Source organism: Streptomyces sp. NBC_00335 (assembly GCF_036127095.1).
Lineage (GTDB): Bacteria > Actinomycetota > Actinomycetes > Streptomycetales > Streptomycetaceae > Streptomyces.
This window is the reverse complement of the sequence record NZ_CP108006.1, coordinates 2,517,634-2,537,661: the sequence shown is the minus strand read 5'-3', so window position 1 is coordinate 2,537,661 and position 20,028 is coordinate 2,517,634. Positions and strand designations below refer to the sequence as shown.

General features: G+C 71.3%; 15 protein-coding genes. 10 read left to right on the top strand and 5 right to left on the bottom strand.

Translation table 11 applies throughout. From position 1 onward, the window contains the following. Nucleotides 1-53 precede the first annotated feature (53 nt). The 3 genes from OHA37_RS11110 to OHA37_RS11100 all read right to left on the bottom strand — a co-directional run bounded on the left by OHA37_RS11110 (nucleotide 54) and on the right by OHA37_RS11100 (nucleotide 2,683). A complete protein-coding gene (locus OHA37_RS11110; protein ID WP_254385853.1) occupies nucleotides 54-227 on the bottom strand; it encodes a DUF6191 domain-containing protein in 174 nt (57 codons plus the stop codon). Between the two features lie 42 nt (nucleotides 228-269). Beyond that, nucleotides 270-1,487, bottom strand: a complete 1,218-nt coding sequence (locus OHA37_RS11105) for a PQQ-dependent sugar dehydrogenase (RefSeq protein ID WP_266912669.1) — start codon at nucleotides 1,485-1,487, stop codon at nucleotides 270-272. A 194-nt stretch (nucleotides 1,488-1,681) separates the two neighbouring features. Then, nucleotides 1,682-2,683: an aldo/keto reductase gene (locus tag OHA37_RS11100; RefSeq protein WP_266904171.1), complete on the bottom strand. Its 1,002-nt coding sequence runs from the start codon at nucleotides 2,681-2,683 to the stop codon at nucleotides 1,682-1,684. A gap of 79 nt (nucleotides 2,684-2,762) precedes the next feature. On the opposite strand from OHA37_RS11100, the gene OHA37_RS11095 reads away from it, so the two are divergent. The 6 genes from OHA37_RS11095 to serA all read left to right on the top strand — a co-directional run bounded on the left by OHA37_RS11095 (nucleotide 2,763) and on the right by serA (nucleotide 12,591). Further along, a complete protein-coding gene (locus OHA37_RS11095) occupies nucleotides 2,763-3,719 on the top strand; it encodes a 2-hydroxyacid dehydrogenase (RefSeq protein WP_266904169.1) in 957 nt (318 codons plus the stop codon). 282 nt (nucleotides 3,720-4,001) lie between these two features. Further along, entirely contained in the window at nucleotides 4,002-6,905 is a 2,904-nt protein-coding gene (locus tag OHA37_RS11090) for a putative bifunctional diguanylate cyclase/phosphodiesterase (protein ID WP_443046147.1), read from the top strand. A 215-nt stretch (nucleotides 6,906-7,120) separates the two neighbouring features. Further along, nucleotides 7,121-9,010: an acetolactate synthase large subunit gene (locus tag OHA37_RS11085; RefSeq protein WP_266904167.1), complete on the top strand. Its 1,890-nt coding sequence runs from the start codon at nucleotides 7,121-7,123 to the stop codon at nucleotides 9,008-9,010. Nucleotides 9,011-9,042: 32 nt separating this feature from the next. Beyond that, on the top strand, nucleotides 9,043-9,567 hold the full coding sequence (gene ilvN, locus OHA37_RS11080) for an acetolactate synthase small subunit (protein WP_266904165.1): 525 nt from the start codon (nucleotides 9,043-9,045) through the stop codon (nucleotides 9,565-9,567). A gap of 141 nt (nucleotides 9,568-9,708) precedes the next feature. Then, on the top strand, nucleotides 9,709-10,710 hold the full coding sequence (ilvC, locus tag OHA37_RS11075) for a ketol-acid reductoisomerase (RefSeq protein WP_266904163.1): 1,002 nt from the start codon (nucleotides 9,709-9,711) through the stop codon (nucleotides 10,708-10,710). A 291-nt stretch (nucleotides 10,711-11,001) separates the two neighbouring features. Continuing rightward, entirely contained in the window at nucleotides 11,002-12,591 is a 1,590-nt protein-coding gene (serA, locus tag OHA37_RS11070; protein ID WP_266904161.1) for a phosphoglycerate dehydrogenase, read from the top strand. A 76-nt stretch (nucleotides 12,592-12,667) separates the two neighbouring features. Here serA and OHA37_RS11065 read toward each other — a convergent pair whose 3' ends face one another. After that, the gene (locus OHA37_RS11065) at nucleotides 12,668-14,218 is read right to left on the bottom strand and encodes an MFS transporter (protein WP_266904159.1); all 1,551 of its coding nucleotides are present in this window, start codon (nucleotides 14,216-14,218) and stop codon (nucleotides 12,668-12,670) included. A 103-nt stretch (nucleotides 14,219-14,321) separates the two neighbouring features. Here OHA37_RS11065 and OHA37_RS11060 point away from each other — a divergent pair, with 103 nt between their 5' ends. Both OHA37_RS11060 and OHA37_RS11055 read left to right on the top strand, forming a co-directional pair. After that, the gene (locus OHA37_RS11060; RefSeq protein WP_266904157.1) at nucleotides 14,322-14,924 is read left to right on the top strand and encodes a TetR/AcrR family transcriptional regulator; all 603 of its coding nucleotides are present in this window, start codon (nucleotides 14,322-14,324) and stop codon (nucleotides 14,922-14,924) included. A gap of 68 nt (nucleotides 14,925-14,992) precedes the next feature. Next, nucleotides 14,993-15,865, top strand: coding sequence for a hypothetical protein (locus OHA37_RS11055; protein ID WP_266904155.1), 873 nt, complete (start codon nucleotides 14,993-14,995; stop codon nucleotides 15,863-15,865). A gap of 34 nt (nucleotides 15,866-15,899) precedes the next feature. Here the strand turns inward: OHA37_RS11055 and OHA37_RS11050 are convergent, their stop codons facing one another. Continuing rightward, a complete protein-coding gene (locus tag OHA37_RS11050) occupies nucleotides 15,900-17,171 on the bottom strand; it encodes a PucR family transcriptional regulator (RefSeq protein WP_266904153.1) in 1,272 nt (423 codons plus the stop codon). A 201-nt stretch (nucleotides 17,172-17,372) separates the two neighbouring features. On the opposite strand from OHA37_RS11050, the gene OHA37_RS11045 reads away from it, so the two are divergent. Together OHA37_RS11045 and pruA are read left to right on the top strand one after the other, a co-directional pair. After that, a complete protein-coding gene (locus tag OHA37_RS11045) occupies nucleotides 17,373-18,299 on the top strand; it encodes a proline dehydrogenase family protein (protein ID WP_266904151.1) in 927 nt (308 codons plus the stop codon). A gap of 33 nt (nucleotides 18,300-18,332) precedes the next feature. Further along, complete coding sequence (gene pruA, locus OHA37_RS11040) at nucleotides 18,333-19,964, top strand: L-glutamate gamma-semialdehyde dehydrogenase (protein ID WP_266904149.1); 1,632 nt, start codon at nucleotides 18,333-18,335, stop codon at nucleotides 19,962-19,964. Nucleotides 19,965-20,028: the final 64 nt, after the last annotated feature.

Here is a 20,028-nt window from a genome sequence, read left to right as displayed (position 1 = left end):
AAGGCGAAGGTGTAGGTACAGGCGACGTCCCGCTGGGCATCAGGCATCAGGCCTCAGGCCGCCGGGTGCTCCTTCGGGCGTATGAGCACCTTGCCGGAGTCCAGGTCTATCGGACCCTTTCCCGGGTCGCCGTCATTCACGTCGATCCGGGAAAGCTCCAGCCGCTTCTTCTCCTCGTCCGTGTGTTTGCGCCCCGGACTGAACAGCTCCTCGATCATGTTGAACATCGCGTCCACCGCACCTTTCGTCCCCCTGCCGGGGCCCGCCGGTCATCGCACCGTCAGTGTCAGGATCCTGTCGTCGCCGGTTTCCGGCGACCCGCGCCCGTCCGTCTCGCTCGTGACCAGCAGCAATCTGTCCCCACCGAGGGGCACCACGGTGCGCAGCCGGCCGTACTCGCCCGCCAGGAACGCCTCGGGCTGAGCCGCCGGCTCCGCCCCGGCCAGCGGAATCCGCCAGAGCCGCTGCCCCCTCAGCCCGGCCATCCAGACGGAGCCCTGCGCCCAGGCGATCCCGCTCGGTGAGGCCTCGTCGGTCTTCCACACCGCCACCGGATCGCGCATCCCCGGCTTGCCCGCCTTGCCCTCGGCCTCCGGCCAGCCGTAGTTCGCGCCGGGCTCGATCAGATTCAGCTCGTCCCAGGTGTTCTGCCCGAACTCGGCCGCCCACAGCCGCTTGTCCTTGTCCCAGGCGAGGCCCTGCACATTGCGGTGCCCGTACGAGTAGACGACCGAGTCGGCCTCCGGATTGCCGTGCACCGGCTCCCCGTCCGGGGTCATCCGCAGGATCTTTCCGCCGAGCGACTTCTTGTCCTGGGCCAGCCCGGTCTCCCCGGTCTCGCCCGTCCCGGCGTAGAGCATCTTGTCCGGGCCGAAGGCGATCCGTCCGCCGTTGTGGATGAGCCCCTTGGGGATCCCCCTGAACACCGTGTCGGGCGCGCCCAGTTGTTCGCCGGCCGGTCTCTTCTCGTCATAGCGCAGCCGGGCGATGCGGTTGTCGGACTCGGTGGTGAAGTAGACGTACACCATGAGGTCCGAGGCGAAGGAAGGGGACAGGGCCAGGCCCATCAGCCCGCCCTCGCCGCCCGGGGCCACCCCGGGCACCTTGCCGACGGGGGTCACGGCGCCCGTGCCCACGTCGACCCGGCTGATCGTGCCCTTGTCCCGCGAGGCGACCAGCAGGTTCCCGTCGGGCAGCGGAGCCACCCCCCACGGGGACTCCAGGCCCTGGGCGGCCACGCCGGTCACCGTCACCTGGCCCTTTGCAGGCGGCGCCGGCGGCCCCGCGGCCGAAGCGGAGGCGGAGGGAGCGCCCGAGGCCGCCGGCGGCGCGGAGCCCGCCTTCGTGCCCGGTGGCGCATCGCTCGGCCGGGCTCCGGCGCCGTTCGGCGGGGCGCACCCCGCCGCCAGCAGCGCCCCGCATCCCGCCAGGGCGAACGCCGCCAGTACCCCACGGGCCCGGCCGCGCGGGGCGCCGTACGACCGCATCGGCGCCCCCGCCCGACCCTGCACCCGCTCCAGGTCCGGCCCCGCCCCCTCCGGTTCCCGTCCCTGTCCCTGTCCCTGCTCGTGTCCGTATCGCATCGCCGTACTCCCCTCCGGTCCTCCGATCGTGCCCTCACACGACTCAACAGCGCCGACCATGCCCCAAGTTCCGCCACTCGTACACTCGATCGAGTGGTTCAGGCCCCCATCGGCACCGGCAGCTCCGCCAGCTCCACCAGGTCCTCGGCGGTCAGCCGCACCTGTGCCGCCCCCGCGTTCTCCGCCGCCCAGCGCGCCTGCCCGGCCCCGGGCACCGGCACCACCTGCGGACCCTGCGCCAGCACCCACGCCAGCGCCACCTGCGCCGCCGTGACCCCGTCCCCGTGCCGCCGCGCGACCCGCCGCAGCCCCGCCACCAGCACCTGGTTCGCCGCCATCGCGTACGCCGTGAACCGCGGATGCCTGGCCCGTACGTCCTCGGGCTCGAACCCCTCGCCCGGGACCAGCGTCCCGGTCAGGAACCCGCTCCCCAGCGGCATCGCCGCCAGGAAACCCACCCCCCGCGCCGCGCACCACGGAAGCAGCCGCCACGCCGCCTGCGGCGACCACACCGACAGCTCCGCCTGCACCGCGCTCACCGGGAACACCTGCTGCGCCCGCTCCAGGTGCCGCACGGTCGTCTCGTACGCGGGGTCCCCGCGCCGCCCCGCGCCCGGCCCGGTGCCCGCCCCCAGCGCGCAGAAGCCCAGCGCCCGCACCTTCCCCGCGCCCACCAGCTCCGCCAGCGCGCCCCAGGACTCCTCGACCGGCACGTCCGGGTCCACCCGGTGCAGCTGGTACAGGTCTATGACGTCGGTGCGCAGCCGCCGCAGCGAGGCGTCGCAGGCCCGCCGCAGGTACCCGGGGCGCCCGTCGGCCACCACGTGCACCCCGTCGGCCCGCAGCCCCGCCTTCGCGGACACGAAGGCGTCGGCGCGGCGCTCGCGCAGCACCCGGCCGAGCAGCAGCTCGTTGGTGTAGGGGCCGTACAGATCGGCGGTGTCGAGCAGGTTCGCCCCCAGGTCGAGGGCCGTGTGCACGGTGAGCAGCGAGTCCTCGCGCCGCCTTCGCGAAGGCGCGTACGCCCCGCTCATCGGCATGCAGCCGAGGCCGACGGCACCCACCGTCAGCGCCCCCGCCCCGATCGACCTGCGCTCCACCGTGCGTCCCCCCTGGTCCTCCCGGTCCGGCACACAAACTAACGGCTCGATCCGGATCCCCTGGCATAGCCTCCTGATCATGACCGCAGAGATTCCCGAGACCCTCGACGTTTGGCTCCCCTTCCCCGCCGAGGAGGTCGAGGGACTGCCCGATTCCTTCCGCTACCGGCAGTGGGACGGTGAGGAGACCTTCCCGGCCGATCCGGCCGCCTGCGTCTTCTACGTCACCCCGTACATGAAGTCCCCGGCCGTCACCCTGCGCCCGCTGCCCGCGATGCCGCACCTGCGGGTCGTCCAGACCTTGACCGCCGGGGTCGACCACGTCTTGGGCGGCCTCGGTGACCTGGCCCCCGGCGTACGGCTGTGCAACGCCAAGGGCGTCCACGACGCGAGCACCGCCGAGCTCACCCTCACCCTGATCCTGGCCTCCCTGCGCGGGATCCCCGGCATGGTGCGCGGCCAGGACCGCGAGGAGTGGCGCTTCGGGTTCTACGAGGCCCTCGCGGACAAGTCCGTACTGATCATCGGCTACGGAGCGGTCGGCGCGGCCATCGAGGACCGGCTCGCCCCCTTCGAGTGCGAGCGGATCGTCCGGGTCGCGCGGACGGCGCGCACCACGGCGCGCGGGCCGGTGCACGCCCTCGCCGAGCTGCCCCAACTCCTGCCCGGGGCCGACGTGGTGATCCTTTCCACACCTCTCACGGAGGAGACGAGGGGGCTCGCGGGCGCGGAGTTCCTCGGCCGCATGAAGGACGGCGCGCTGCTCGTGAACGTGGCCCGCGGACCCGTCGTCGACACCAAGTCCCTTCTCGCGGAGGTGGAGTCGGGCCGGCTGCGCGCCGCGCTGGACGTCACCGATCCGGAACCGCTGCCTTCAGGCCATCCGCTCTGGCATGCTCCGGGGGTCCTGATCACACCCCATGTGGGCGGAAGCAGCTCGGCGTTCGAGCCGCGGGCCAAGCGCCTGGTGGCCCGTCAGCTCCGGAAGTTCGCCGCCGGAGAGCCCGTGGACAACACGGTGTTGATCACGGAATAGCGCGCGACGCGCACGCTCCGCGTTCGTCCGGATGCGCTCCGTGGGCCCAACTCCCCTGTTGGTGACGGAGCGTAGAGAAACTATGTCCCTGAGTGACGAAAGTGGTGTATCGTCCGGAACAAGGGGCTGCGCCACGAACGTCTGGCGCTGGGGAGTGATCGGACACTTTGGGGGGCGACGGGCGATGCACGGCCAATGGACGAAGGATCCGATGCGGCGAAGCCGCCGGAGGCGACGGTGCCGGGACTGGACCGCGCCGGAACCAGCCAGCGAGGGGGACCGGTGAGCACCCCGGGGGCGGCGCTGCTGACCCGCAGGCCCCTCACCGGCGGCGGTGGTGGCAGTAGCGGCAAGGCGCTGGCGATGCAGCTCCTCCTCGCGGTGGTCAGCAGCGGGTACGCCGTCGGCGCCGCCCTCGGCTGGGGCTCCGAGGAACTCGCCGAGATCATGGGCGACTTCGGGCTCAGCGCCGCCGGCCTGCTGGCCGCCGTCTCCTGTTTCACCTACGCCCGCGCCATCGACAGCCGGGAGCGTCCGGCCTGGCTGCTGTTCGCGTTCTCCTCGCTCATGGGCTGCTGCGGCAACGCGGTCTGGGGCTGGTACGAGGTGGTCCTCGGCGAGGCCGTGCCGAAGCCCTCGCTCGCCGACTTCGCCTTCCTCTGCTTCGCGCCGCCCGCCATCGTGGGCCTGCTCGTCCTCGCGAAGCGCCCCGTCACCCGAGCGGGCTGGGTCTGCCTCGGCCTCGACTCCTGGCTCATCGGCGGCTCCCTGCTCACCCTCTCCTGGAGCCTTGCCCTCGCGCACGCCGCGCGCACCGCCCAGTCCGGCGCCCCCGGCAGCGTCCCGCGCGCGGCCCTCTCGCTGGCCTACCCGCTCCTGGACATCGCGCTCGTCTCGATGGTGCTGGTGCTGCACTTCCGCCGCTCCGAGACCAACCGCTCCGCCGTGAACACCGCCATCGCGGCCCTCGCCCTGACCGTGCTGAGCGACGCGCTGTTCACCTCGCCGCTGCTCAGCGCCGAGTACCAGTCGGGCCAGCTCCTCGACGCCGGCTGGTTCGCCGGCTCGCTCCTCCTCGCGTACGCGCCCTGGGGCGCCCGCCGCATGCACCCCGGCCCCGGCTCCGGCCACGACCCCGTCGCCCACGCGCGCGTCGAGCGGCCGCACAGCCGCCCCATCACCGGCTCCCTGCCCGCCCTCACCCCGTACCTCGCGGCGGCCGTCTGCACCCTCGGCATCCTCTACAACGTGGTGGACGGCCGGAAGGTCGACCGGGTCGTCGTCTTCACGGGCTGCACGGTCGTGCTCGCCCTGGTCATCCGCCAGGGCATCATGCTGCTCGACAACATCGCGCTGACCCAGGAACTGGCCCAGAAGGAGAACCACTTCCGCTCCCTGGTCCAGGGTTCCAGCGACGTCATCATGATCGCCGCGCCCACCGGCACCCTGCGCTACGTCAGCCCCGCCGCCGCCGGGGTCTACGGCCGCGAGGCGGAGGAGCTGGTCGGCACCGAGCTGGCCACCCTGATCCACCCGGAGGACCTGGGCCGCGTCGTCCACGAGGTGCGCCGCTTCCTGGCCGCGCCGCCTGCCGAGGAGCCGACCACCCGCATCGAGTGCCGGTTCAGATCGGGCGACGGCGAGTGGCTCAATGTGGAGTCCACCGTCAACCGCCACCAGGGCGGCCTCATCCTGAACAGCCGCGACGTCACCGAGCGGGTCCGGCTCCAGGCCCAGCTCCAGCACAGTGCCGAGCACGACCCGCTCACCGACCTCCCCAACCGGGCCCTGTTCACCCGCCGGGTCCGCCAGGCCCTCAGCGGCCGACGGGCCGGGGACCACAGCACCGCCGTGCTCTTCATCGACCTCGACGGGTTCAAGGCGGTCAACGACACCATCGGCCACCAGGCCGGCGACGAGCTGCTCATCGAAGCCGCCCGCCGGCTCCAGGACTCGGTCCGCGCCGGGGACACCGCGGCCCGCCTCGGCGGCGACGAGTTCGCGGCACTGATCCTGGGCGACGGCAACCGCGACCGCAGCGCCCGCGAGTACCAGGTCCACGAGATCGCCGACCGGCTGCGCACCACCCTCGCCCAGCCCTACCGGATCGCCGGCAGCGAGGTCCGGGTCGCCGCCAGCATCGGCGTGGCCTTCGCGGACCCCGGCATCACCCCTTCGGACCTGATGCGCAACGCGGATCTCGCGATGTACCGGGCCAAGGCGGCCGGCAAGGACCGGGTCGAGATGTACGCGCCCCAGATGCAGGCCGAGGTCGTCCGCAAGGCCGAGCTGGCGGGGCGGCTGCGCACCGCGCTGCACGACGGAGAGTTCGCCCTGCTGCACCAGCCCGTGGTCTCCCTGGCCTCGGGGGAGATCTCGGCCGTGGTGGCGCAGGCCCGGTGGCGTTCCGCCCAGGGGATCTTGTTCACCCCCGCCGAGTTCCTGCGGGTCGCCGAGTACAGCGAGGGCGGGCATCCGGCCGTGCCGGACGCCTCCCGCACCGCCGAGCTGGGGCGCTGGCTGCTGGAGGAGGCCGTCGGGCAGGCCGCCGAGCGCCACCGGGCCGGGCACGACGTCCCCGTGGCCGTACGGATGACCGCGCAGCGGCTGCTGGACCGGTCGATGCCGCTGGGCTCCGTGGAGGCCCTGCTGACCCGCAACGGGCTGCCGTCGGGCGCGCTCGTCCTGGAGCTCGCCGTCTCCGACCCCAGGGTGCCCTTCGACGACCTGGAGCGCCGCCTGGCGGCACTGCGCCGGCTCGGGGTACTGATCGCCCTGGACGGCTTCGGCAGCGGTTACGCGGCCATCAGCGCGCTGCGCCGGCTCCCCGTGGACATGCTCAAGCTCGACCGCGGGCTGGTCGAGGGGGTCGTGGAGTCCCCCCGGCTGCACAAGATCACCGCGGGTCTGTTGCGGATCGCAAACGACCTCGGCATGCAGTCGGTGGCGGAGGGCGTGGACCTCCCGGAGCAGGTCATGGCACTGCGCGCGATGGGCTGCAGCCATGGGCAGGGAATGGCCTTCTCCGGACCCCTGGACGAGTACAGGCTGCGGCGAGCGCTCGTGCGCGGTACGTTCCCAGTACCGGGCGGCGCGGCCCAACCCGCGTTGGCCGGTGGTTCCCCAGGGGGCTCGATGGTTATCCACAGAGGCTCACATAATGAGACGCCCGTCCCACCCGCTTGACATCACCCTCCCGCCGGAGGGAGGGTCAATGCCATGCGCACCCGAATTCTCGTACTTGGAAAGCGCGTCGGCTGAAGCTGGGACCAGCATGTCCCCGCTCAACGCACCCGACGCGCTCCCCTCGCTTGCCTCCCGGCACGAGGGGTTTTTTGTTGCACTGGCAACGTCGAATCTCGTAAAACACTCCTCGCAAAACCCTCAGCTTCGAGAAGAGAATGCCGATGACCGAGCAGGCCACCGGGGCCCACCATCCGCAGCCGCGGCCCCGTTCCGGCGGACACCAGACCGCCGCAGTTGAGCACGTCACGGGTGCGCAGTCCCTCATCCGCTCTCTCGAAGAGGTGGGGTGCGACACCGTCTTCGGCATTCCGGGAGGCTGCATCCTCCCGGCGTACGACCCGATGATGGACAGCAAGAAGGTCCGCCACATCCTGGTCCGCCACGAGCAGGGCGCCGGCCACGCCGCCACCGGCTACGCGCAGGCCACCGGAAAGGTCGGCGTCTGTATGGCCACCTCCGGTCCGGGGGCCACGAACCTGGTGACGCCGATCGCCGACGCGCACATGGACTCCGTGCCGCTGATCGCGATCACCGGCCAGGTCTCCTCCAAGGCGATCGGCACCGACGCCTTCCAGGAGGCGGACATCGTCGGCATCACCATGCCGATCACCAAGCACAACTTCCTGGTCACCAAGGCCGATGACATCGCCCGGACCATCGCCGAGGCCTTCCACATCGCCTCCACCGGCCGCCCGGGCCCGGTCCTGGTCGACATCGCCAAGGACGCCCTGCAGGCGAAGACCACCTTCTCGTGGCCGCCGACCCAGGACCTCCCCGGCTACCGGCCGGTGACCAAGCCGCACGCCAAGCAGATCCGCGAGGCCGCCAAGATGATCGCCGCCGCCAAGCGGCCGGTCCTCTACGTCGGCGGCGGCGTCATGAAGGCCGGCGCGACCGCCGAGCTGAAGGTCCTCGCCGAGCTCACCGGCGTCCCGGTCGTCACCACCCTGATGGCCCTGGGCTCCATCCCGGACAGCCACCCGCAGAACGTCGGCATGCCCGGCATGCACGGTGCCGTCACCGCCGTGACCGCGCTCCAGAAGTCGGACCTGCTGATCGCGCTCGGCACCCGCTTCGACGACCGGGTCACCGGCAAGCTGGACAGCTTCGCCCCCTTCGCCAAGGTCATCCACGCGGACATCGACCCGGCCGAAATCGGCAAGAACCGCGCCGTGGACGTCCCGATCGTCGGTGACGCCCGCGAGGTCATCGCCGACCTGATCCAGGCCGTCCAGGCCGAGGTCAACGACGGCAACGCCGGCGACTACACCGCCTGGTGGAAGGACCTCAACCGCTGGCGCGACACGTACCCGCTGGGCTACGACCTGCCCGAGGACGGCACGCTCTCCCCCCAGCAGGTCATCGAGCGGATCGGCCAGCTGGCACCGAAGGGCACCATCTACACGGCCGGCGTCGGCCAGCACCAGATGTGGGCCTCGCACTTCGTCAACTACGAAGAGCCCCGCACCTGGCTGAACTCCGGCGGCGCCGGAACCATGGGCTACGCGGTCCCCGCCGCGATGGGCGCCAAGGTCGGCATGCCGGAGCGCACCGTCTGGGCGATCGACGGCGACGGCTGTTTCCAGATGACCAATCAGGAACTGGCCACCTGCGCCCTGAACAACATCCCGATCAAGGTCGCGATCATCAACAACGGTGCGCTGGGCATGGTCCGCCAGTGGCAGACCCTGTTCTACAACCAGCGGTACTCGAACACCGTGCTGCACGCGGGCGAGACGGGCACCGACACGGCCGTCGGCTCCCAGCTCGGTGAGTCGGCCGCCCCCCGCATGGGCACCCGCGTCCCGGACTTCGTCAAACTGTCCGAGGCCATGGGCTGCGTGGCACTGCGCTGCGAGGACCCGGCCGACCTGGACAAGGTCATCGCCGAGGCCAACGCGATCAACGACCGTCCGGTCGTCATCGACTTCATCGTCCACGAGGACGCCATGGTGTGGCCGATGGTCGCCGCCGGCACCTCGAACGACGAGGTCATGGCCGCACGGGGCGTCCGCCCCGACTTCGGCGACAACGAAGACGACTGAGCCGAGAGAGCCTGAGAGAGAGAACGACTCACATGTCCAAGCACACGCTCTCCGTCCTGGTCGAGAACACGCCCGGCATCCTCGCCCGGATCGCCGCACTGTTCTCCCGACGCGGGTTCAACATCGACTCCCTCGCGGTCGGTGTCACCGAGCACCCCGACATCTCGCGCATCACCATCGTCGTGAACGTCGAGGACCTCCCGCTGGAGCAGGTGACCAAGCAGCTCAACAAGCTGGTCAACGTGCTCAAGATCGTCGAGCTGGAGCACGTTAACGCCATCGAGCGCGAACTCGTTCTGGTGAAGGTCCGCGCCGACAACGAGACGCGCTCGCAGATCGTCGAGATCGTCCAGCTGTTCCGCGCCAAGACCGTCGACGTCTCCCCGGAGGCCGTCACCATCGAGGCCACCGGCGGCACCGACAAGCTGGGCGCGATGCTCAAGATGCTGGAGCCCTTCGGCATCAAGGAGCTCGTCCAGTCCGGGACGATCGCCATAGGGCGCGGCGGCCGGTCCATCACGGACCGCAGCCTGCGCGCGCTCGACCGCAGCGCCTGAGACCGGCCGGGCCGGTGACTCCGGCCCGGTCGTGTCCCGCCCGTCCGTTTCTCGCTCGCTCGTATGGCGAGACCGAGAACCACGTATTCCGTTCCCCGCCGTACGGTGGGAGCAACACCAGCGCACCAAGGAGATATCCCAGTGGCCGAGCTGTTCTACGAGAACGACGCCGACCTGTCCATCATCCAGGGCCGCAAGGTCGCGGTCATCGGTTACGGCAGCCAGGGCCACGCCCACGCGCTGTCGCTCCGTGACTCCGGCGTCGACGTCGTCGTCGGCCTGCACGAGGGCTCGAAGTCCAAGGCCAAGGCCGAGGAGCAGGGCCTGAAGGTCCTGCCCGTCGCCGAAGCCGCGGCCTGGGCGAACGTCATCATGATCCTGACCCCGGACCCGCTCCAGGCCGAGATCTACGCCGCCTCCATCGAGTCGCACCTGGAAGAGGGCGACGCGCTCTTCTTCGGCCACGGCTTCAACGTCCGCTACGGCTTCATCAAGCCCCCCACCAACGTGGACGTCGCCCTGGTCGCGCCGAAGGGCCCGGGTCACCTGGTCCGTCGTCAGTACGAGGAAGGCCGCGGCGTGCCCTGCATCGCCGCCGTCGAGCAGGACTTCACCGGCTCCGCCTTCGAGCTCGCGCTGTCGTACGCGGCGGGCATCGGCGGCACGCGCGCCGGCGTCATCAAGACCACGTTCACCGAGGAGACCGAGACCGACCTGTTCGGTGAGCAGGCCGTTCTCTGTGGTGGCGCCTCCGCGCTGGTGAAGGCCGGTTTCGAGACGCTGACCGAGGCCGGTTACCAGCCCGAGATCGCGTACTTCGAGTGCCTGCACGAGCTGAAGCTCATCGTCGACCTCATGTACGAGGGCGGCCTGGAGAAGATGCGCTGGTCGGTCTCCGAGACCGCCGAGTGGGGCGACTACATCACCGGTCCCCGCATCATCACGGACGCCACCAAGGCCGAGATGAAGAAGGTCCTCGCGGAGATCCAGAGCGGCGAGTTCGCCAACACCTGGATGGCCGAGTACAAGGCCGGTCTGCCGAAGTACAACGAGTACAAGAGCGCCGACGAGGCGCACCTGCTGGAGACCACCGGCAAGAAGCTGCGCAAGCTGATGAGCTGGGTCGACAACGACGAGAGCTGATCCGCTCCGCCGCGGGGCCGGGACGGTGCGTCCCGGCCCCGCGGCACATCGGCTCAGGCACCCGTACGACGGGGGCCCCGACCGGGTTCCGGGGGACCGCTTGTCCACCCCGGCCAATCTCGTGCGGGTGATCCTTCCGTACAGGCGGAATTCCCTTCCGGATCCGCCACTACACTGCTCAACACAACGCGTCAGGCCCACAGTGTCGTGCGTCTTCCACGCGGCTACCCCCCTCCACCGCCTGCGGCCGTCGGGACGGCCGTCCGCACTGGACTTGTGAGGATGACCCACGTGAGCTCGAAACCTGTCGTACTCATTGCCGAAGAGCTGTCGCCCGCCACTGTCGAGGCGCTCGGCCCGGACTTCGAGATCAGGCACTGCAACGGTGCCGACCGCGCGGAGCTGCTCCCCGCGATCGTGGACGTCGACGCGATCCTGGTCCGCTCCGCGACCAAGGTCGACGCCGAGGCCATCGCCGCGGCCAAGAAGCTGAAGGTCGTCGCCCGTGCGGGCGTCGGTCTCGACAACGTCGACGTCTCGTCCGCCACCAAGGCCGGCGTGATGGTCGTGAACGCGCCGACCTCCAACATCGTCACCGCCGCCGAGCTGGCCTGTGGCCTGCTCGTCGCGACGGCCCGCAACATTCCGCAGGCCAACACCGCCCTGAAGAACGGCGAGTGGAAGCGGAACAAGTACACGGGTGTCGAGCTCAGTGAGAAGACCCTCGGCGTCGTCGGCCTCGGCCGCATCGGCGTCCTGGTCGCCCAGCGCATGTCGGCCTTCGGCATGAAGATCGTCGCGTACGACCCCTACGTGCAGCCCGCGCGCGCCGCCCAGATGGGCGTCAAGATGCTGACGCTCGACGAGCTGCTCGAGGTCGCCGACTTCATCACCGTGCACCTGCCCAAGACCCCCGAGACCCTCGGTCTCATCGGGGACGAGGCCCTGCACAAGGTCAAGCCGTCCGTCCGCATCGTCAACGCCGCCCGCGGCGGGATCGTGGACGAGGCCGCGCTGTACTCGGCCATCAAGGAAGGCCGCGTGGCCGGCGCCGGCCTCGACGTGTACGCGAAGGAGCCCTGCACGGACTCCCCGCTGTTCGAGCTCGACCAGGTCGTCTGCACCCCGCACCTCGGCGCGTCCACGGACGAGGCCCAGGAGAAGGCCGGTGTCTCGGTCGCCAAGTCGGTGCGCCTCGCGCTCGCCGGCGAGCTCGTGCCCGACGCGGTCAACGTCCAGGGCGGCGTCATCGCCGAGGACGTCCGTCCGGGCCTGCCGCTCGCCGAGAAGCTCGGCCGCATCTTCACCGCGCTGGCGGGCGAGGTCGCGGTCCGCCTCGACGTCGAGGTCTACGGCGAGATCACCCAGCACGACGTCAAGGTGCTCGAACTCTCCGCGCTCAAGGGTGTCTTCGAGGACGTCGTCGACGAGACGGTCTCCTACGTCAACGCCCCGCTCTTCGCGCAGGAGCGCGGTGTCGAGGTCCGCCTGACCACCTCCTCGGAGTCCCCGGACCACCGCAACGTGGTGACCGTCCGCGGCACCCTGTCGGACGGCCAGGAGGTCTCGGTCTCCGGCACGCTCGTGGGCCCGAAGCACCTGCAGAAGATCGTCGGCATCGGCGACTACGACGTGGACCTGGCGCTCGCCGAGCACATGATCGTCCTGCGCTACGCCGACCGCCCGGGCGTGGTCGGCACCGTCGGCCGCATCCTCGGCGAGGCCGGCCTCAACATCGCGGGCATGCAGGTCGCCCGCGCCGAAGAGGGCGGCGAGGCCCTCGCGGTCCTCACCGTCGACGCCGAGGCCCCGGTGAACGTCCTCGCGGACATCGCCACCGAGATCGGCGCCGTCTCGGCCCGTACGGTCAGCCTCGGCTGACGCTGCGGCAGCGGACAGAGCGAAGGGCCCGGGGGAGACCCCGGGCCCTTTCGTGTGTCCCGCCCCGTTACGCCGCTCAGCGCGCGAGCGCTTCGCCGGCCGGGGCCGGCTCCGCCGGAGCCGGGGCGGGGGCCGGGGCTCCGCGTCCCCGGAGCAGGGCCGTGGCGAGCACCGCCGCCGCGAGGAGCAGGACCGTACCGCCCCAGGCCGCGTACTGCATTCCGTGTACGAAGGCCTCCCGGGCTGCCGTCAGGACCTGCCCGCCGGCCGCGCCGCCGAGCTCCTGCGCGGTGGCCACGGCCCCGCCGAGGGTCTCCCGCACGGCGGGCTCGGAGCCGGCCAGGTCGGAGCGGTAGACGGCCGTGCCCAGGCTGCCCAGGACGGCCATCCCGAGGGCGCCGCCGAACTCCTGGCCGGTCTCCAGCAGGGAGGCGGCCGAGCCGGCCTTCTCGGCGGGGGCGGAGCCGAGCGCCATGTCGGAGACCAGGGCCATCACGGTGACGATGCCGCAGGCGAGGACCCCGGCTCCGGTCAGCAGCAGCCACAGCGAGTCGGTGTCCACCAGGCTGATCAGGGCGAACCCGGCGGCGGCGAGGACGAAGCCGCCCGAGACGACGTAGGCCCGGTCGGTCTTCTGGGCGAGGGCCGCACCGACGGGGGCGGCGGCGCCGATGAGGAGCGAGGGGGCGAGGCTCCAGAGGGCGGCTTCCAGGGTGTCCATGCCGAGCACCGACTGCAGGTACTGGGTGGTGAAGTAGGCCGAGCCCATCATGGCGAAGGCGGCGACGGTGTTCAGGCCGATGCCGGCGCCGAAGCCGCGCCCCCGGAAGAGGGTCCGGGAGACCATGGCGTCGCCGCGGGTGCGCTGGCGGCGCGCGAAGAGCCAGCCGAAGGCCAGGCCGGCGGCGAGGCAGCCGGCGTGGAGCGGGCCGAAGCCCTCGGCGGCGATCTCCTTGAGGCCGTAGACCACCGGCAGCACGGCGGCCATCGACAGCGGCACGCTCAGCAGGTCGAAGCGGCCGGGCGCCGGGTCCTTGAACTCGGGGACCAGCACGGGGACCAGGACCAGCAGGAGCAGCATCGCGGGCACGTTGATCAGGAAGACGGAGCCCCACCAGAAGTGGTTCAGCATCACTCCGCTCATGACCGAGCCGAGGGCGACGCCGCCGGTCATGGCGCCGGACCAGAGCGCGATGGCCTTGCCGCGCTGCCGCTCGTCCTGGAAGAGGTTGCGCACGAGGGCGAGCGTGGACGGCATCAGGGTCGCGCCGCCGATACCGAGCAGCACCCGGGCCGCGATGAGCATCTCGGCGCTGGAGGCGTAGGCGGCGGCGACGGAGGCGAGTCCGAAGGCGGCCGCGCCGGCCAGCAGCAGCTTGCGGCGGCCGATCCGGTCGCCGAGCGAGCCCATCGTGATGAGCAGGCCCGAGAGGGCGAAGGCGTAGCTGTCGAAGATCCAGAGCTGCTGGGTGGCGCTGGGGTCCAGCTCCCGGGTGATGGCCGGGATGGCGAAGTAGAGGACGGAGACGTCCATCGAGACCAGGAGCAGGGGGAGCAGGAGAACGGTGAAGGCGGTCCATTCCCTGCGACCGGCGAGACGCGCTGCGGGGTTCTGGGGGTTCGTCATGAGCAGCAATGTACAAGCGTCATAAACACCTGTCTAGTACGGCTGTATAGAACGATTGTGTAGGACGTTTGTCTTGGACGGGTGTCTTGGCTACCGTGACGGCATGGGACATCGCGAAGACTTGCTGGAAGGCGCCAAGAAGTGCCTGGTCGAGAAGGGTTTCGTGGGCACGACGGCCCGCGACATCGTCAAGGCCTCGGGCGCGAACCTGGCCTCGATCGGCTACCACTACGGCTCGAAGGACGCCCTCATGACGGAGGCCTACATCGCCGTCATCCAGGAATGGGGTGACCAGTTCACGGCCGGGGTGGAGGGCGAGGGGGGTTCGCTGGAGCGCTTCCGCTCGGTATGGGACGGAGTGCACGCCAGTCACGAGGCATCCGGGCCGGTCTGGTCGGCCAGCATGGAGATCGCCCTCGCCGGGGACCGGATGCCGCAGCTGCGGTCGATGCTCGCCGCCTCGCAGGGGGAGGGGCGCAAGGGGCTGGTCTCGATGTTCACCGGCCTGCCCGAGGAGGACCTGACGGAGGAGGACCTGCGGACCGCGGGCGCCTTCTACCAGGCCCTGTTGAACGGGTTCATGCTCCAGTGGCTCTTCGACCCCGCGTCGGCCGCGACCCCGGCGGAACTGACGGAGGGGATGCGGCGGGCGGTGGCGGCGATGGGGAAGGCGAAGGTCTCGGACGGGCCGGCCGGGGACGCGTAAGCGGAGTCGGAACCGCCGCCGCGCCGGCCCCGTCCCACTCCCGAACCAGACCGGGTGGAGGGGGAGTTGTGAGACGTACGGTGAGCGCGGCGGTGGTGTTCTTCCTTGCGGTGGCGGTGGCGGTGGCCGGCTGCGGGAGCGCGGGCGGAGCGCGGGGCGGCGCGCCCGGCCTCCGTACGCGGATGGCGGAGGTGGCGCGGGCCTGGGAGGGTTCGGCGGCGCTGAAGGAGTGGCGCGAGGGGTTCCACCTGTTGGAGGACCCCGTGCGGCTGCCGTCCGGCGCCTTCCGCGACGGGTACGACAAGACCGCCTACGCGGAGCGCAACTTCGCCCTGCGCGGCGAACTGCCCGCGCGGCCCGGGCAGTCCGTCCGGATCCGCTGGTCCGACGGCACGGGCCTCGACGTCACGACGCTGAGCGCGACCGCGACGTACGAGGCGCTCACCGGCCGGGCGCCCACCCGTGAACGCCCTCTGACCGTCACGGGCGCCCGCTCCGGCGAGCTGACCCTGAACACCAGCCGGGGGCCCGCCCTCGTCCCGGTGTGGTTCTTCGAGCTGGAGGGGTACACCGAACCGCTCGCCCGGGTCGCCCTGGCGAACGCGGAGCCCCCCGGGCCGCCGATCGAACCCCGGCAGCCCTTCGACGGGGGCGTCGCCGAGGTGTTCGGCCACGGAGTGGTGGACCCCACCGGCGCCGCCTTCACCGTGGAATCCGGACACGGGGCCTGCGACGGCGGAGTCGCCGTCGAAGTCCTGGAAGGCGCCGACACGGTGGTCCTCGGCGCCCGCATCCTGCCCTCCGAGAAGCATCCGAAGGGCGCGGCGTGTCCGGCGATCCTGCTGAAGGCCACGGTCCCCGTGACGCTGACCCGGCCGCTCGGGAACCGGGTCCTGATCGACGCGGTGTCGGGTCGTGCGCTGGGGTACTCGGGGGGCTGAGGGGGGCTGAGGGGGCCCGCCGCCGGGGGCCCGGTCAGCCGTGCAGGCGGGCGGCCTTGAGGGCCATGTGCAGGAGCAGGCGGTCCTCGCCCTCGTCCAGGTCGAGGCCGGTCAGCTGCTCCACCCGGGACAGCCGGTAGTACAGGGTCTGGCGGTGGATCCCCAGGGCCGCCGCCGCGCGGCCCGCCTGGCCGGCGCAGTCCAGGAACACCTCGGCGGTCCGGGCCAGTTCGGGATTGGCCGGGCCGCGCAGGGCGCGGGCCACCGGGTCGTCCAGGGCCTCCTCGGCGACGGACGCCAGCATGCGGTACGGCCCGATCGCGGACCACTGCGCGACCGGCCCGAGCCTCGGCCCGGCGGCGGCGGCCCGGGCGGCGGCGGTGGCCTGCTGCCAGGCGGCGGGCAGTTCGGTGAGCGCCCGCACGGGGTCGGACACCCCGGCGGTCACTCCGGTGGCGGCCCCGGGGGTGGCTGCTTTGCCGCCGCGCGGCCCGGCCGCTCCGGCCGCTCCGGCCGCCCCGCCGGACGCGGCCGCCGCGGTTGCCCCGGCTGCCGTGCGGGGCATCAGGCGGGAGATCGCCGTGAGGGCCGGAGCCAGCGGGTCCGCGCCGCGCAGCCTGATCAGCACCGCGAGGGACTGCCCCGCGGGCCCGCCGCCGCCCGGGCGGGGCTCCTGCTCGCCGGCCCCCCGCGCCGGCGCCACGCACACGGCCGCCGCTCCCGGGACCGAAGCCGGGGCCTCGCCGGACCACGGGCTCACACAGACCGCGGCGTGCGGTCCTTCGGCGCCCGGGCCGAGTGCCGCCCGTAGCGCGGCCACGGCCATGTCCTGGTGCCAGCCGCGCCCGGCGGTGAGCACGGCGAGGAACTCCCGGGACAGGTCTGCCCCCGCCCGGGCCTCCTCCGCGAGCAGCAGCCCGATCCGCTGGGCCACCTCCATGGCGGCGGCCAGGGACTCCGCGTCGGGGCCGGGCTCCTGGTCGAGGAGCCATACGTAGCCCTGGACGATCCCGCGGTGGCGCACCGGCAGGCAGATCCGCCCCCGGAAGACGCCCGCGTCCGGGGCGGCCGGGATCCGGACCGGGCCGGTGGCGCGGGCGATGCCGAAGCCCTCGAACCAGGCCCGGACGGCCGCCGTCGACTGGCGGGTCAGGATCGAGCGGGTCCGTACCGGATCCATGACCAGATCGTCATCGCTGTCGTGCGCGCCGAAGGCGATGAGGCGGAAGTCCCGGTTCTCCAGCGTCGCCGGAGCGCCGAGCAGCGCCGAAATCTCGTCCACCAGGTCCTGGTAATCGCCTTTCACTCGCACATTCTCCCACCCCCGAAGCCGCTCTTCAGACAGATGTATGAGATCCGGGCCACGGATGCGTGACAGCTGTCGATGGCAGAGGATCGGGGAGATCCCTAGGTTTCACGGTGGTTTTACTTGCGTTTTCCTTATGGCCTCCGTCGTCCCGGCGCGGGCTGAATGTCTCCTTCTGTCCGCCCCCGTTGGAGGTACCCCGTGCTGGGTCCCGCGATCCTCGCCGCCTCGCGCAGCGACAAGATGCGCCGAATCGTCTCTGCCGCCCCGGTGACCAAGCCCGTGGTGAACCGGTTCATCCCCGGTGAGACGGTCGACCAGGTCATCCCGATCGTCGAGGACCTGACGGGCAAGGGCCTGGAGGTGACCCTCGACGTCGTCGGCGAGGACATCACCACGGTGGAGCAGTCCCACGCCGCGCGTGACGCCTACCTCCAGCTCATCGAGCAGCTGGCGCACCTGGGCCTCGGCGAGACCGTCGAGATGTCGGTGAAGCTGTCCATGTTCGGCCAGGCGCTGGAAGGCGGCCACGAGCTGGCCCTCGCCAACGTCCGCCCGGTCGTCGAGGCCGCCGCCGCCATCGGCACCACCGTGACCCTGGACGCCGAGGACCACACCACCCTCGACTCGATGTTCGCCATCCACGAGGAGCTGCGCCGCACCTTCCCGCAGACCGGCTGCGTGATCCAGGCGTACCTGTTCCGCACCGAGGCCGACGCCCGCCGCCTGGCCGCGGCCGGCAGCCGCGTGCGCATCGTGAAGGGCGCCTACAAGGAGCCCGCCGAGGTCGCGTACCAGGACAAGGCCGAGATCGACAAGGCGTACGTCCGCATCCTGAAGATCCTGATGGAGGGCGAGGGCTACCCGATGATCGGGTCCCACGACCCGCGCCTGATCGCCATCGGCCAGGAGCTCGCCCGCAAGGCGGGCCGCAAGCTGGACGAGTACGAGTTCCAGATGCTGTACGGCATCCGCGGCGAGGAGCACCTGCGGCTGGCCGCCGAGGGCCACCGCATGCGCGTCTACACGGCGTACGGCACCGACTGGTACGGCTACTTCATGCGGCGCCTCGCGGAGAAGCCCGCCAACCTGCTCTTCTTCCTCCGCTCGATGATCACCAAGAACTAGGCCCTCCCACTAGCTCAAGGAGCACCCCGCATCATGGACGCTGTAACCCAGGTCCCCGTGCCGGTCAACGAGCCGGTCCACTCGTACGCCCCCGGCACCCCGGAGCGCGCGCGTCTCGAAACGCAGCTGAAGCAGCTGTCCGAGAACCCGATCGAACTCCCGATGACGATCAACGGCGTCAAGCGGATGGGCGGCGGCGAGCGCTTCGACGTCGTGCAGCCGCACGACCACAAGTCGGTCCTCGGCACCTACGCGAACGCCACGCAGGCCGACGCCCAGGAAGCCGTCGACACCGCGCTGGCCGCCGCCCCGGCCTGGCGCGCGATGTCCTTCGACGACCGCGCCGCGATCATCCTGCGCGCCGCCGAGCTGCTGTCCGGCCCGTGGCGCGAGAAGCTGGCCGCTTCCACCATGCTGGGCCAGTCGAAGACCGCGCAGCAGGCCGAGATCGACACCCCGTGCGAGCTCGTCGACTTCTGGCGCTTCAACGTCCACTTCGCCCGCCAGATCCTGGCCGAGCAGCCGGTCGCGAACTCCGCCGGCGTGTGGAACCGCAGCGACCACCGCCCGCTCGAAGGCTTCGTCTACGCGATCACCCCCTTCAACTTCACGGCCATCGCGGGCAACCTGCCCACCGCCCCGGCCCTGATGGGCAACGTGGTCGTGTGGAAGCCGTCCCCGACGCAGACCCACTCCGCGGTCCTCCTCATGGAGCTCCTGGAGGAGGCCGGCCTGCCGAAGGGCGTCATCAACCTCGTGACGGGCGACGGCATCGCCGTCTCCGAGGTGGCGCTGACCCACCCCGAGCTCGCGGGCATCCACTTCACCGGTTCGACCAAGACCTTCCAGTACCTGTGGAAGACCGTCGGCACCAACATCGAGACGTACAAGTCCTACCCGCGCCTGGTCGGCGAGACCGGCGGCAAGGACTTCGTCGTCGCGCACCCGTCCGCGGACCGCGCGATCCTGAAGACCGCCCTGACCCGCGGCTCCTTCGAGTACCAGGGCCAGAAGTGCTCGGCGTCCTCGCGCGCCTACGTCCCGGCCTCGATCTGGAACGACGGCTTCAAGGAGGCCTTCGCGGCCGAGGTCGACGGCATCACCATGGGTGACGTCCGCGACCTGACGAACTTCATCGGCGCGGTCATCGACGAGCGCTCCTTCGCGAAGAACAAGGCCGCGATCGACCGCGCCATCGCGGACCCGACCTGCGAGATCGTCGCGGGCGGCACGTACGACGACTCGGAGGGCTACTTCGTCCGCCCGACCGTCATCGCGTGCACGGACCCGGAGAACGAGGTCTTCACGACCGAGTACTTCGGCCCGATCCTGGCGATTCACGTCTACGAGGACGCCGACTTCGACGCGATGCTCGCCCAGATGGAGTCCGTCTCGGCGTACGCCCTGACCGGCGCCGTCATCGCGCAGGACCGCTACGCGGCGGCCGACGCGATGGAGAAGCTCCGCTTCGCCGCGGGCAACTTCTACATCAACGACAAGTCGACCGGCGCTGTCGTCGGCCAGCAGCCCTTCGGCGGCGGCCGCGCCTCGGGCACCAACGACAAGGCCGGCGCGGCCTCGAACCTGATGCGCTGGACCTCGACCCGCTCCATCAAGGAGACCCTGGTGGCCCCGACCGACTACGGCTACCCCCACATGGGCTGATCCCAGCCCCGCTGAACCCCGCCCCCGTTCCGGTACCCCCAAGTCCGGAGCGGGGGCGGTTTCA